10 protein-coding genes are annotated in these 13,632 nt (G+C 74.4%); 3 read left to right on the top strand and 7 right to left on the bottom strand.

Going from position 1 to position 13,632, the window contains the following annotated elements; genetic code table 11:
* Positions 1-83 precede the first annotated feature (83 nt).
* The 5 genes from OG519_RS23645 to OG519_RS23625 form a co-directional block, all read right to left on the bottom strand.
* Positions 84-1,373, bottom strand: a complete 1,290-nt coding sequence (locus tag OG519_RS23645) for an FxsB family cyclophane-forming radical SAM/SPASM peptide maturase (RefSeq protein ID WP_405592941.1) — start codon at positions 1,371-1,373, stop codon at positions 84-86.
* Positions 1,374-1,692: 319 nt separating this feature from the next.
* Complete coding sequence (gene fxsA / locus OG519_RS23640; RefSeq protein WP_405587416.1) at positions 1,693-1,962, bottom strand: FxSxx-COOH cyclophane-containing RiPP peptide; 270 nt, start codon at positions 1,960-1,962, stop codon at positions 1,693-1,695.
* A gap of 36 nt (positions 1,963-1,998) precedes the next feature.
* Positions 1,999-5,436 carry an SAV_2336 N-terminal domain-related protein gene (locus OG519_RS23635; protein ID WP_405587413.1) on the bottom strand — a complete coding sequence of 1,146 codons (3,438 nt, stop codon included), beginning with the start codon at positions 5,434-5,436 and terminating at the stop codon, positions 1,999-2,001.
* 6 nt (positions 5,437-5,442) lie between these two features.
* A complete protein-coding gene (locus OG519_RS23630) occupies positions 5,443-6,468 on the bottom strand; it encodes an AAA family ATPase (RefSeq protein WP_405587410.1) in 1,026 nt (341 codons plus the stop codon).
* Positions 6,469-6,504: 36 nt separating this feature from the next.
* Entirely contained in the window at positions 6,505-8,520 is a 2,016-nt protein-coding gene (locus OG519_RS23625; protein WP_405587407.1) for a trypsin-like peptidase domain-containing protein, read from the bottom strand.
* Between the two features lie 273 nt (positions 8,521-8,793).
* On the opposite strand from OG519_RS23625, the gene OG519_RS23620 reads away from it, so the two are divergent.
* The 3 genes from OG519_RS23620 (at position 8,794) to OG519_RS23610 (ending at position 11,049) form a co-directional block, all read left to right on the top strand.
* A complete protein-coding gene (locus OG519_RS23620; RefSeq protein ID WP_405587404.1) occupies positions 8,794-8,979 on the top strand; it encodes a DUF6104 family protein in 186 nt (61 codons plus the stop codon).
* Positions 8,980-9,089: 110 nt separating this feature from the next.
* Positions 9,090-10,040, top strand: coding sequence for a DUF4097 family beta strand repeat-containing protein (locus OG519_RS23615; RefSeq protein ID WP_405587401.1), 951 nt, complete (start codon positions 9,090-9,092; stop codon positions 10,038-10,040).
* Between the two features lies 1 nt (position 10,041).
* A complete protein-coding gene (locus OG519_RS23610; protein WP_405587398.1) occupies positions 10,042-11,049 on the top strand; it encodes a helix-turn-helix transcriptional regulator in 1,008 nt (335 codons plus the stop codon).
* Between the two features lie 30 nt (positions 11,050-11,079).
* On the opposite strand, the gene OG519_RS23605 is transcribed toward OG519_RS23610, so the two are convergent.
* Together OG519_RS23605 and OG519_RS23600 are read right to left on the bottom strand one after the other, a co-directional pair.
* On the bottom strand, positions 11,080-12,042 hold the full coding sequence (locus tag OG519_RS23605; RefSeq protein WP_405587395.1) for a zinc-binding dehydrogenase: 963 nt from the start codon (positions 12,040-12,042) through the stop codon (positions 11,080-11,082).
* A 244-nt stretch (positions 12,043-12,286) separates the two neighbouring features.
* Positions 12,287-13,543: an NADP-dependent malic enzyme gene (locus tag OG519_RS23600; protein WP_405587392.1), complete on the bottom strand. Its 1,257-nt coding sequence runs from the start codon at positions 13,541-13,543 to the stop codon at positions 12,287-12,289.
* Between the last annotated feature and the right edge of the window lie 89 nt (positions 13,544-13,632).

Below are 13,632 nucleotides of genomic sequence, written 5' to 3'. Positions count from 1 at the left end.
CTCCGCGGGGCCCGGACCGGCCGCCCCGCGAACCCCTGCTGACGCCAACAGGCCGCCGGGCGCGCGGAAATGCGCGTCGACCTTCACCGCAACCGCCCCGGGTGCCCGTATGCGTCCACCCCGTCCGGCACCGGCCCGGCCCGCGAAACCCCGGCCGCCGACGGCGCGTTGCCGGACGTGCCGGGGCTGCCGGAAGACCCGGGCGGGGCGGCGGCGGTCAGCCGGGCGGCGATGTGGCGGATGAGGTGGGCGAGGTCGGCGCAGTAGACGGAGGGGTGGCCGAAGCCGTCCGGCGACCGGTAGCGGTGGACGTAGTGGCCGCCGCCGCAGACGGTGACCAGCGGGCAGGCCCGGCAGGTGGCGGCGAGCCCGGCCAGGCCTGACTGGCGGGCGGCGACGGCGGGGTGCGCCAGGGCGTCGTCGAAGCTGTGCCGGAAGACGTCGAGGCCGGTGGCGGCGGCTCCCTCGTAGGCGGACTTGAGCGAGTCCACCTGCTCGATGGCGCCGTCCGCCTCCACCACGATGCTGGTGAACGGGTGCAGCCCGAGCCGCTCGATGGCCGCGGGCACCCCGAGCAGCAGGGACACGCACTCCTCGAAGAGCCGGATCCTGGTCCGGCGCCGGTCGGCGTCCCACCAGCGGTCGAAGACCGCGGTCAGCCATCGTCCGTACGGCGCCGGGTCGGCGGCCGGGGCCGGCAGTCCGGGCGGCGGCGCGCTCCAATTGCCGTGCGGCAGCAGCAGGTCGATCATCGGCGGCCGGAAGCCGAGCAGTGACTCGTAGACCTCGACCGGGTCGTGCCGCACGTCGACGACGCACAGGATGCCGCCGTACGCCTCGGGCGCCTCCTCGGCGAGCAGCCATATCCCGGCGGCGGCGGCCGGCCAGGCGGGGCGCCCCGCGTGGTCGGTGCGGGCGGTGTTGTGCGCGGGCAGGCCGCCGTCGAGGCTGACGCCGATCCGCAGGCCCGCGTCCCGCAGCCGGCGTATCCGCTCCCGGCTGAGAAGCGTCGCGTTGGTCTGCACGCTCGCGTGCACGGTGGCCGGTACGAGGCCGCGGATCAGGGCGATGTCGGCGGCGAGCCGGTCCGCCCCGGCCAGCAGCGGCTCACCGCCGTGCAGCACCACCGCGACCTCGCGCAGCCGGTGGGTGACGGTGTGTTCCGCGATACGCGCCGCGGTGCGCCGGATCACCTCGGTGGTGGGGACGCGGGGACGGTCCCGCCAACCGCTGTCAGGACCGGCGTAGATGTAGCAGTAGGAGCAGGCGAGGTTGCACCGGCTGTGCACCTTGAGGATGAACTGCCGTACCGGGGACGGGTGTACGGGCGGGTCCGCGGCCACGTCCGGCGGCGGCCGGACGGAGCGGGGCACGTGCGCGGGCCGGTCCACGGGCACATCGATGGGCAGGTGTAGGGGCAGGTCCACGGGCACATCTACGGGCAGGTGTACGGGCCCGGTCGGCGCGGCGCTGCCGCCGCCGTTCAGCGGCCCGGTGTCCGTCGGCTGCTGAACCACCTGCCCGCTCCTTTCCCTGCCCGGCCGCCCCGTTCGGCCTCCGCGGTTGTTCCCGCCGGGCCACCGGCCGCAAACTCCGGGCGGCGGTTTTGGCGTGTCCCGGCCCGCGCGCGGCCTGAAGCAGGCCGGGGCCTCAAGCGGATGGCGCCGGACCGCCACGGCCGGGTCCGCGCGGTCACACCGAACTGTCGTGGCCCCACAGCGACTCGCCCCGGGTCCCCGCCACCCGTTCCCGCAACTCCGCGACCAGTTCCGACAGTACGGGGTGGTCGGTGTTCCGCAGGGTCTCCAGATCCATGCCGAGCAGGTCGATGCCGTCCCCGGCGGGCGGTGCCGCGACCGGACCGGGCCCGTCCGTCCCGGTGGCCTCGGCGGCGGCCGGCCCCTCGGCCGTCGCCGCCTCCCGCGGCCCCGAAGCCTGGACCTGCGGCTCTTGCGTCGCCATCGTGGATCTCCCGTCTCCCGCCGTCCGGGTGGGCTCTCATGCCTTCCGGGTCAGCGCGTCCAGTCGCCGTGCGGTGCGCCGGGCCTCGGATCCGTCCCCGCCGCCGGGCGCCCTGCGCCACTCGGCCAGCGCGGCCCGATAGGCCTCGGCGGCGGCCCGGGGCCGGCGGGCCGACTCGTAGACGACGCCACGCCAATGATGCGCCAGTGCGGACAGCCGCGCCATGGGGCCGGGTTCGGCCGCCTCCTCGCTGGCGGCCGCCGCCGACTCCGCGGCCCTGCGATAGGCGTCGGCGGCCATGTCGAGGCGCTCCGGCCGATGGGTGTGCAGAAAGCCGAGCCGGTGCGACTCCCCCAGCTCGTACCAGATCCTGGCCACCTGCCCCGGCTCCACGGCGGGCTTGGCGGCCAGGCCGAGGATGTTCTCCGCCTCCCGGAGGTCGACCAGGTCCTGCTCCGCGCGATAGCGCAGGATCAGCGCGCGGCCCAGCATCAACAGCCGTTCCGGCAGCATCGGGTCGCTCTCCGGGGTCTCCATCCGGCAGTCCCGCAGCACCTGGACGGCCCGGTGCACAAAGCCCCCGCCGCCCGGGAGTTCGGCCCGGTCGAGCAGCGCCCCGCCCCACTCGGCGACCATCTCACGGTATTCGGGCCGGTCCCGCGAGGTGAGCCGGCAGGCCTCCGCGAACCGCGTGGCGGCCGACTCCAGTTCGGCGGGCGGGCCGCCCGCGGCATACCGCGCGACCGCGATCCGGCCGTCGCGCAGCAGCAGCGCCGCGCGCACGCCCGGGTCGGCGCCGGCTTCGCCGAGCGCCCGGTCGACCAGCCGCTGGGCCTCCTCCAGCCCTCCCCCGCGCAGGAGTTGGGCGTCGATCAGGGACAAGGTGGCCGGGTGCCGCAGCTCGGGTGCCGCGTCCTCGCGTTCCAGCGCGTCGAGTCCGGAGGCGAAGGACACCGCGGCCCGCTCGGCGAAGATCTCCGCGCCCTCCCCGTCCCTGGCGCTCTCGGCGAGCCGCAGCAGCGCCCGGCCGTGGGCCAGCGGCAGCCCGCTGGGACGGGCCCGGACCGGCGGCCAGGCGTCGGCGAACGCCTCCAGCATGCCGAGCGTCTCGTGCAGCAGCCCGGCGTCACCGCCCAACCGCCACTGGTCCTCGAGGACCCGGACCCGTTCCAGGGTCGCGTCCAGCAACTCCCGCGGTTCGAGCTCCGGCGAGGCGCACACCGCGGTGAACTCCCGGTCGGCGCGCCGCAGCAGCTCCAGTGCGGCGCGGTCGTCACCGGCGGCGGCCCGGTCCTCGGCCGCGGCCTGGAAGACCCGGGCGCGCACCGCCCTGGCCCGGACCGAGCCGGGGTGCGCGGCGGCGGTCGCGGCCGCCTCCTGCGCCTCCCGCAGCAGATCGGCGCCGCCGCGTACCCGCCACAACACGGTGAGCTGCTGGGCCAGTTCGCTCCACAGGTCGGGGTCGATGCCGCGGACACCCTCCCTGGCGGTGGCGGCGCGCAGGAGCTGTACGGCGTCGAGCAGGTTCTGCACCATGCCCTCGACGTGGAAGCGGGCGGCCAGGGCCCGCGCCTGGCGCACCACCGAGGAGGGCGCGAGCGGCCCGGTCGCCGCCTCGGCGGCCCCGGGGCCGTGCGGCAGCGGCATGAAGCGTTCGAGCACCCGGGCGGCGACCTCGGCGAAGGGCTGTGGGGACTCGCTGCCGACCGCGGGGACCGGTTCGTCGTCCCGGCTGTCGCGCACCGCGTCACGGGCGCCCGAGGCCCGGGCCGCCTGCTGCACGGCGCTACGCACCGACTCGTCGGCGGCGAGGTCGCCGAGCCCCTCGGTGAGCTGGGTGATGGCCAGCGCGGGGAAGTTGGGGCCTCCCTTGCCGAAGCGCTGTTCCACGTACTGCGAGCAGTGCTTGAGCACCAGCAGCGCCTCGTCACGGCCGAGCGACGTCAGCAGCGCGTCGCGTACGCCGTCGGCGAAGTGGTACCAGCGGTGGTCCGCGTCGGTGCCGCGCACCAGCAGCCCGCTGAGCAGCACTTCGGCGAGTTCGGCGGGGCCGGAGTCGGGCAGCATGGTGCGCTGCACGAGCTGCATGACGGGCAGGAAGAGGGGAGCCGCGGCCAGGTAGACGGCGAGTTGGGCGGCGGCGGGTGAGGCGGCCGAGCGGAAGCGGCCGACGAGCGCGGGCACCGGCACACTGGTCCGGCGCGGGGCGCTGTGGGTGGCGGGGTGGTCGGCACGCACCCAGCCGACGGCGGCCGGCACCTCCCCCGCGCCCATCCCGGCCAGCAGCCGCGCCCAGGCGCCCAACGCGGCGGCGGTGGGCGGCAGTACGGGCACCGGCAGGGCGTCGGCGTCGCTGCTGAAGGTGCCGGGACCGGCCGAGAAGCGCAGCGGCGCGGCGGTCGACAGGCCGGCCGCGCGGTGCAGTACGCCGTAGGAGACCGGCAGCCGGGTGCGGTTCCACAGCCGGGCGGGCAGCGGCTGGAGTACGGCGGCCGGGCCGATCCGCAGCAGCCGGTCCAGCAGCCGGTGGGCCTGTCCCGACCGCCACAGCGGGCCCACGCAGTCGCTGACGAGCAGCGTGACGCGCCGCCCGGTGGGGTCGCTGAGCTGCTGCGGGGAGCGCAGCCCGGCCGGTTCGGGGTCGAAGCGGCCGGAGACGGCGAGATCGCCCTCGGGGGTGGCGTGCAGATAGCGGACCTGGACCTCGTGGAAGGCGCCGAGCCGCTCGAAGACGGTGGCGAGTTCGCGGAGCATCCGCTCCCAGACGAACATCGAGGAGGAGGCGTCCATCAGCAACTGCATGGCGGCGTCACCGCGTGGCTCGGGGCGGAAGACCGGCCACATCAATCCACCTGAGCGGGCGGTGAGTTCGGCGGTGGCGGCCTCGTCGAGGACTTCCCTGCGCGGCCGGGCCGGGCTGTGGTAGCGCTGCAACGGCCGCAGTGCCGCCTGGAGTTCGAGGAGTTTGGGCAGGGCGGCGGCTTCCGGCACGGTGACGCCGAGCGCGGTGGTGCCCGGGAGCGGGCGGCCGCGGCCGGGGGTGCCGGTGCCCGGGTAGAGGCTGATCACACGGTGGTCGGGCGGCTGCTCGGTGGGTGGGACGAGCCGCATGCCCTTGCCGTCGGTGCTCTCTCCTTTCAGGGTGCGCAGAAAGCCGGGCGACGCGGTGGGCCCGGCGTCGCCGCCCGGGGTGTCGGCCGGCCTCGGGCCCGCCGGGGCGGTGGTCGGCCGGGACCAGCGGGCGAGCCAGAGGGCATCGGCGAGTTCGGGCCCCGCCGGGTCGAGACCGGCCCGGTCGAGGGCGGCCACCATCTCGGCCAGCGGATCGGCCGGTGAACCGGCCGGCGGATCGGCCGACGAACCGGCTAGCGAGTCGGCGCCGGCCGGCGCGGCGTCGGCCCCGGCGCCGATCGGCTGATCGGGCGCGTCACCGGGCGGCGGGTCGGGGCGCGGCCCGGGGTTCGGCTCGTCCATCGTCGGTCACCTGGGCCGGTCGAGCCGCTGGATGAGCATGTCGGCCAGCCGGGTGCGGGTGGGCGGCGCGGCATGGTGGGTGAGGTAGATCGCGTTCAGCAACTGGTCGGTGGCGAGCAGTTCACCGCGCGACCGTTCCAGGAACCGTTTCACCAGGTCGTCGCCGACGGTCGCCGCCTCCTCGCCGAGGTGGGCGCGCACCACGGTGGAGAGCCGTTCGTAGTCGGGGCGGCCCAGCTCCAGATGGATACAGCGGCGCAGCAGCGGCGGCGGGAAGTCCCGTTCGCCGTTGCTGGTGAGCACGACGAACGGGAAGGCGCGGCAGCGGATCCGGCCGTCGCGCGCGGTGACCCGGGTGCCGTCGTCGGTGAGCACGTCGACCTCGGGCTCCCGGTCGGCGAGGCGCTCCAGCTCGGGGATGCCGAACTCGCCCTCCTCCATGACGTTGAGCAGGTCGTTGGGCAGGTCGATGTCGCTCTTGTCCAGCTCGTCGATGAGCAGCACCCGCGGCTTGGCGGTGGGCAGCAGCGCGGTGCCGAGCGGGCCGAGCCGGATGTAGCGGCCGATCCCGCCGGGCGGCGCCTTGCCGGAGTTGGCGGCGATCTGGGTGTCCTGGAGCCGGCCGATGGCGTCGTACCGGTAGAGGCCGTCCTGGAGCGCGCTGCGGCTGACGATGGGCCAGTGCAGCACCCGGCCGAGGCCCAGTTCGTACGCGACCGCGTGCGCCAGGGTGCTTTTGCCGGTGCCGGGGCTGCCGGTGACGAGCAGCGGACGGCGCAGGTAGAGGGCCGCGTTGACCAGTTCGAGCTCCTCGGGGCTCGGCCGGTGCAGCTCGGCCATGTGCCGGTACGCGCCCAGCCGCCGGGCCGACGAGCTGTCGGGGCCCGGCCCCGCCTCGACCAGCGGGCTGCCGTCGAAGTCCCGCCAGGGCGGCGGTTCCGGCAGGCCGTCGATGCCGCTGTGGGGTTCGCCGGTGCCGCGGTAGATGAGCCATTCGCCGGCCGGCGCGGCGTCGGTCGTGTCATCGCTCACTGGATGCCCCTTTCGATCCCGAGTCGTCCGGTGTGGTCATGGATTCTCCAGCAGCTCGCCGACCCCGGGCAGGGGCCTGGTCGGATCGTCGTACAGCAGCGTGAGACCGGTGGACCAGTACGCCTCCGGGACGCCGTCGGCGACCCCGGCCCGCAGCCCGACCAGCGCCGCTGGCAGCCCGGCGGCCGTGCGCGCGGCCCGGGCGGTACGGGAGGTGCCGCGGTGGAAGTCGGCGCACACCGTCTCCTCGTCGACCGGCTCCCGCCGCCACAGCGCGACCGGGTAGCCGCCGCCGACCAGGGTGCGCAGCGCCTCGGGGGCGTCGAGGCCGCTGCGGCACAGCACCGGCAGCAACTGGCGCGGTCTGGACCGCAGTTCGTCCTCGCCGGGGACGCTGCCCCGGGCCCCTTCGTCGCAGTCGAGCACTTCGGCGGCGAGCCACTGCCGGTGCAGGGTGTGCCAGCGGGCGAGGCGCTCCTCGGCGACCGCCTCGTCGGTGTCCTCCGGCGGGTCGGCCCGGCGGACCAGGACCGGGCGGGTGGCGCCGAGGGCGCGGGCCCCGGCGCCGAGCCGCCAGGTGTCGGCGGGCAGGTCCACCAGGATGTCGGGCAGCGCGACGTGCAGCGCGGCGGTGTGGTCGCGTTCGTCGCAGCGGCGGAACGCCTCGGTGAGCGGTTCGGTGAGCCGGGCCGGCAGCTCGGCGAAGTCGGTGGAGCGGTCCTCGCCGACCGGCACCACCTCGCCGTTCTCCGGCATGACGCAGACCCGCCAGTCGTAGCGGCCCGGTTCCCAGCCGCGGTGGACGATCTCCAGCAGCACGTCGGGGCCGGTGCGGGCGGCCCGTGGCGTGACGGCCTCGGGCGCCTCGGGCGGTCGCTCGCGCAGCCGGAGCCGGGCCCGGCGTTCGGTGGGCAGCGCGCTGCGGAAGGGCCGGCTGGGGGTCGCCGACTCGGCGGCGATCATCTCGGCCCACCGCCAGAGCGCGGCCTCCGCGGGGTCGGCGGCGGCGCCCGGCCGTTCGGCGGTGGCGGCGTGCACCGCGTAGCGCAGCACCGCCTCCATCTCGGCGCCGCCGCGGCGCAGGTCGTAGAGGAGGCCGAGGCCGTCCCGCCAGGCGCGGGGCGCCAGCGGAAGGCCCTGCGCGGGCGCGCCGCGCACCTCGGTGACGATCCGCTCCAGGCTGCGGGCGCCGGCCGGCGGCGGGACCTGGGCGAGCAGGCCGAGCAGCCGGGTGCGCTGCCCGGGGGTGAGGGCGCGCCCGGCCATGGCGCCGATCTCGGTGTGCGCGTCGGTCCAGGTGGGCTCGGTCCTGGCCACGAAGCCGTGCCGGTCGGCGTGGTGCAGGTCGTGGGCGGTCATCACCCGGTGGTAGAGGTCGTCGCCGGCCGGACCGGCGGCCGGCAGCCGCCGCAACTGCTGGACGCCGACGGCCAGTCCGCCGTCCCTGCCGCTCCGCCGTGACTTGAGCACCCCGATCACCTCCCCCCGGGCCAGGTCCACCACGGGTCCGCCGGACAGTCCCGCCGGTATCTCGTCGTCGTTGCTGAGTTTGAGCAGACCGCCGCTCCCGGCGCCGAGCTGGCCGCTGATGGCGCAGCGGCCGTTGTACGCGTAGACCTCGCCGTCCATCGGGGTCCAGCCGAAGAAGGCGACCTGGTTGGTGGTGTAGCCCTTGGCGGTGCGCTCGCTGAGCCAGACGCAGGGGTGGTCGACCAGGTCCAGCAGCCTGATCAGCGCCAGGTCGGGGGCGGGCCACCGGGCGTCGGCCGCGTGCTCACCGGGGTCGGCGGGCTCGGCCCATTCGACGACCCCGGTGAGCACGCGATCGCCGTAACCGATCGCCACCTTGCGCGCCGCCGCCCCCACGGTCGCCTCCTGTCCTGCCAGCGCCACGTGCGCGCAGGTGAGCACCCAGTTCGGGGCGACGAAAAAGCCGCTGCCCAGAAGAGCGTTCCCGGATTCGGTGCTGTGGATGCGTACGGTGGCCGCACTCGCCAGAGGCACCAGGATCTCGGCCGCCTCGGCCGGCTCCCGCTGTGCGCCCCCCGGCATCACGGTGCGCCCTCCGGCGTCTTCCGTGCTCCGGTAGTGGCGGTGCGCACGACGCTCGTCCCCCCTGGCCCGTTCCGTCGGCCGGTGCCCGGAAGCGGGCCTTCGGCCTGATCGTCTTCGAAGGCTAGCGGCCCCGCGTACCACCGCGGGGCGGTTCCCCGACACTGCCTATCCTTGTGGTGTACGTCCCGTTACCTTCCCGCTGTCCTGCGGTGTTCCCGGGCGTTCTTTCCCCGTCCGCCATCCGTCCCATCCCTGTTTCCGGAGCAGATCTTGTACTTCACCGACCGCGGTATCGAGGAGCTGGCAGACCGGCGGGGCGAGGAGGAGGTCACCTTCGACTGGCTCGCCGACCGGCTGCGGGAGTTCGTCGACCTCAACCCCGAGTTCGAGATCCCGGTGGAGCGGCTGGCCACGTGGCTGGCCCGGCTGGACGATGAGGCCGCCGAGGACGAGTGACGACAAACGCGGATGACTGACGGCCGCGCTTGACGTGGCGCTCACGCGATATATCGTGTCTTCTGACAGACGCGATATGTTGCGTCCTAGGCGTACCCGAGGAGGGGCCCATGAGCGGCACGTCGGAGCGGACCGTCACCGAACCCGAGAGGTTCGTCTTCACCGAGCAGGTGACCGCCCTGAACGTCAGGATCGTCAACGGCGCGGTCAACGTCGTCGGCATCGAGGAGGGTCCCTCCCGGGTCGAGGTGACCGAGATCGAGGGACCGCCGCTGAAGGTCCGGCTCGACGGATCCACCCTCACCGTGACCTATGACGACCTGCCGTGGAAGGGCCTGCTGAAGTGGTTCGACCGCAAAGGGTGGAAGCGCCACGCGGTGGTCTCGCTCGCGGTGCCGCAGCACACCAGGGTCGAGGTCGGGGTGGTCGGCGCGGGCGCGGTGATCTCCGGGATCTCCGGGGCCACCAGCGTCCAGGGCGTGGGCGGTGACACCACGCTGGTCGGCCTCACCGGTCCGGTACGGACCAACACCGTGGCCGGCAGCGTGGAGGCGCAGTCGGTCTCCGGCGATCTGAAGTTCAACACCGTCTCCGGCGACCTCACCGTGGTCGAGGGCAGCGGCTCCGAGGTCAGCGCCGACTCGGTGAGCGGCAACATGGTGCTCGACCTGGATCCCTCGGCCGACGCCCAGGTACGGCTGACCACCGTCTCGGGCGAGATCGCCATCCGCATCCCCGAGCCGGGCGACGCCGAGGTGGACGCGAGCACCGCCAGCGGCTACGTCTCCTGCGCCTTCGACGAACTGTCGGTCACCGGGTGGGGTCCGGGGAAGCTGGCGGCCAAGCGGATCAGCGGCCGGATCGGCGACGGACGCGCCCGGCTGAAGGCCACCACCGTGTCGGGGACGATCGCGCTGCTGCGCAGACCACCGCTCGACGGCATGGACGGCGTCGACGGCCCCCACGCCAGTGATGGTTCGGACAGTTCGAACCGTTCGGACAGCTCCACCGGCTCGAACGCTTCCGCCACGGCCCCGGACTCGTTGCGAAAGGACATCTGACATGGCGCCCGTCTTCGCCCACGGCCGGCTCCGGCTCTACCTGCTCAAGCTGCTCGACGAGTCACCCCGCCATGGCTACGAGGTGATCCGGCTTCTGGAGGAGCGCTTCCAGGGCCTCTACGCCCCCTCGGCCGGCACGGTCTATCCGCGGCTGGCCAAGCTGGAGAAGGAGGGACTGGTCACCCACTCCACCGAGGGCGGTCGCAAGGTCTACGCCCTCACCGACGCCGGCCGCGCCGAACTGGCCGACCGGGCGCAGGAGATCGCCGGACTTGAGGCGGAGATCCGCGAGTCGGTCTCCACCCTGGCCGCCGAGATCCGCGAGGACGTCCGGGGCGCCGCCGGCGATCTGCGCCGCGAGGTGCGGGCGGCCGCCCAGCAGGCCAGGAACCGGCCCGCCGGCCAGGGCTCGCCGCGGCAGGAGTGGTGGGAGCAGGCGTGGCGGGACAAGGAGGAGAGCCGCCGGGCCAAGGGGGAGGCCCGCGACGCCCGCCGGCAGGCCGAGGCGGAGCGGGACGCGGCGGACAGCGCCAGAGAGGACGTGCAGCGGATCGCCCGGCAGGTGCAGGAGCAGGTCCAGCGGTACGCCAAGAACGGCGACTGGCAGACCGGGCTGCGCGAGGGGCTGGCCGAACTCACCCGTGAACTGGGCCGGTTCGGCCAGCCGGCCGGCTCCGGCAAGCCGCCGGCGGCGGACGCGTACGCCAACGATGCCGCGGGTTCCGGTGCCGGTTCCGCTGCCGATGCCGCCACCGAAACCGCCACCGGTGCCGAAGCGGCCCCGGGTGAGCGCGCCGCGGCGGACGACGACACCCCGCCCTCGCAGGACCCGCTGCGCGACCTCGAACGCCTGCTTGACCGCTTCCGCGACGACATCCGCGACGCCGCCCGGGACCGGGGAGTCGACGACGGCCGGCTCCGCGAGGTGCGCCACCACCTCGCCACGGCCGCGACCCACATCGCGGCAGCCCTGCGCACCACCCCCACCAAGGAGAACGACCAGGCCTAGACCGCCCCGAGCCGCACGCCTGGGCCGGGGTTAGGCGGTCAGTACGATCTTGCCGAACACCTCGCCCGCGGCGAGGTGTTCGAACCCCTCACGGGCCCGGTCGAGCGGCAGCACCGAGTCGATCACCGGGCGTACCCCGGTCACCGCGCAGAAGTCGAGCAGGCCCGCCAACTCGTCCTTGGTGCCCATGGTGGAGCCGACGACCTTCAGTTCGAGGAAGAAGATCCGGTTCAGCTCGGTGGCCGGCGGGTTGGCGCCACTGGTGGCGCCGGAGATCACCAGAGTGCCGCCCGGCCGCAGCGACTTGAGGGAGTGGGACCAGGTGGCCGCCCCGACGGTCTCGATCACCGCGTCCACCCGCCGCGGCAGCCGGGCCCCCGGCTCGTACACCCCGTGCGCTCCCAGCCCGGCGGCCCGCTCACGTTTGGCCGCGTCCCGGCTGGTCGCGTAGACCCGCAGCCCGGCCGCCCGGGCCAGGACGATCGCCGCGGTCGCCACCCCGCCGCCGGCGCCCTGCACCAGCACCGAATCCCCGGGCCTGACCCCGGCGTTGGTGAAGAGCATCCGGTACGCGGTCAGCCACGCCGTCGGCAGACAGGCCGCCTCCTCGAACGACAGCTCCTTCGGCTTCGGCAGCACGTTCCAGGCCGGCACGGCCACCTGCTCCGCGAACGTCCCCTGATACCGCTCGGTGAGCAGCGATCGCCGCTCCCCCGGCGCCACCCCGTGTCCGGTCTCACCGATCACCGAGTGCACCACCACCTCGTTGCCGTCCTCGTCCACCCCGGCGGCGTCGCAGCCGAGGATCATCGGCAGCGCCTGCTCGCCGAGCCCGACGCCGCGCAGGGACCACAGGTCGTGGTGGTTGAGCGAGGCCGCCTTCACCGTGATCCGGGTCCACCCGGCCCGTTCCCGCGGCGCCGGCCGCTCCCCGGACTCCAGCCCCTTGAGCGGTTGCCCGGCATCGATGCGCGCTGCGTATACGGCAAACATGTGCCGACCTTACGAGCCGGGCCGCCGGTACGGAACAGCCGCGGCTGACGGAACGGCGTCCGCCGCCGGCCGCCGCCGAGGAACCGCCGAGGAGCGGCCGGGCAGGCGACGCGCCCCGACGACGGCCCGGTGCGCGGGAGCCGAAGCGGCGGAGACCGCCCCGCCGGCGCCCGGGCCGGCCCGCGAGGGGCTGCCCGGGGCGGCCGACGAGGCGGCGAGGGCGGTGCCGGCGGGGCGGCCGGCCTCAGCGCCGCGCGACCCCCTCCGCGCGGGCGGCGGCCGCCACCGCGGCGGCGACCGCGGGTGCGACCCGCTCGTCGAAGGGGGACGGGATCACGCACTGCGGGCTGAGTTCGCCGGCCACCACGGCCGCCAGCGCCTCGGCCGCCGCCAGCTTCATGCCCTCGGTGATGGCGGAGGCGCGGACCTGGAGGGCGCCGGCGAAGATGCCGGGGAAGGCGAGCACGTTGTTGATCTGGTTGGGGTAGTCGCTGCGGCCGGTGGCCACCACGGCGGCGTACTTGTGGGCCACGTCGGGGTGGATCTCCGGCGTGGGGTTGGCCATCGAGAAGATGAACGCGCCGGCCGCCATACTGGCCACCGCCGCTTCGGCCACCGAGCCGCCGGAGACGCCGATGAAGACGTCCGCGCCGGCCATCGCGTCCGCCAGCGAGCCGTCGAGCCCCGCCTTGTTCGTATACGAAACCAGCTCGCGCTTGATCGGATTGAGGTCGTCCCGGCCGGCGTGCACCACGCCCTTGCGGTCGGCGACGGCGACATCGCCGATACCCGCCTCCACCAGGAACCTGGCGATGGCGACACCGGCCGCGCCGGCCCCGGAGACGATCACCCGGAGGTCGCCGAGGCTCCGGCCGGTCAGCGTGCAGGCGTTGCGCAGCGCCGCCAGCGTGACCACGGCGGTGCCGTGCTGGTCGTCGTGGAAGACCGGGATGTCGAGCCGCTTCTTGAGCTGCTTCTCGATCTCGAAGCAGCGGGGGGCGGAGATGTCCTCCAGGTTGACGCCGCCGAAGGACGGCGCGAGCCGGACCACGGTCTCCACGATCTCGTCGACCTCGGTGCAGGCGAGCGCGATCGGCACCGCGTCCACCCCGGCGAACTGCTTGAAGAGGATCGCCTTTCCCTCCATCACCGGCAGCGACGCCTCGGGCCCGATGTCGCCGAGGCCGAGCACCGCGGTGCCGTCGGTGACGACCGCGACCACTTGTGACTTCCAGGTGTACTCGTGCACGAGTTCGGGATGCTCGGCGATGGCCGTGCACACCTCGGCGACCCCGGGTGTGTAGGCGAGCGACAGATCGCCGGCGTCGCGGACCGGGACGGTGGAGGCGATCTCCATCTTCCCGCCGAGGTGCAGGGCGAAGACGGGTTCGGCGGAACGTCCGTCAGGACCTTCGACCGAACCTTCGACCGGAGGTACCCCGCTGTCCGTACCGGTGTCCGCATCCGCACCGGTATGCGGATTGACGATCTCCGTAGCCACAGTTGACCCCTTTGTCGAGCTTTGTCGGAATGTTGAGGGTGATGACTCCTCCCGGTCAACGAGAGGAGGTGGGCTCGGTATCCATACCG

The organism is Streptomyces sp. NBC_01190 (assembly GCF_045039895.1).
Lineage (GTDB): Bacteria > Actinomycetota > Actinomycetes > Streptomycetales > Streptomycetaceae > Actinacidiphila.
This window is presented reverse-complemented; position numbering and strand designations above follow the sequence as displayed.

Coding starts and splice junctions, on each gene's coding strand:
- fxsA (WP_405587416.1), bottom strand. CDS start 1,962: ATGGCGACGCAAGAGCCGCAGGTCCAGGCTTCGGGGCCGCGGGAGGCG.
- OG519_RS23625 (WP_405587407.1), bottom strand. CDS start 8,520: ATGCCGGGGGGCGCACAGCGGGAGCCGGCCGAGGCGGCCGAGATCCTG.
- OG519_RS23605 (WP_405587395.1), bottom strand. CDS start 12,042: ATGTTTGCCGTATACGCAGCGCGCATCGATGCCGGGCAACCGCTCAAG.
- OG519_RS23610 (WP_405587398.1), top strand. CDS start 10,042: ATGGCGCCCGTCTTCGCCCACGGCCGGCTCCGGCTCTACCTGCTCAAG.
- OG519_RS23635 (WP_405587413.1), bottom strand. CDS start 5,436: ATGGACGAGCCGAACCCCGGGCCGCGCCCCGACCCGCCGCCCGGTGAC.
- OG519_RS23615 (WP_405587401.1), top strand. CDS start 9,090: ATGAGCGGCACGTCGGAGCGGACCGTCACCGAACCCGAGAGGTTCGTC.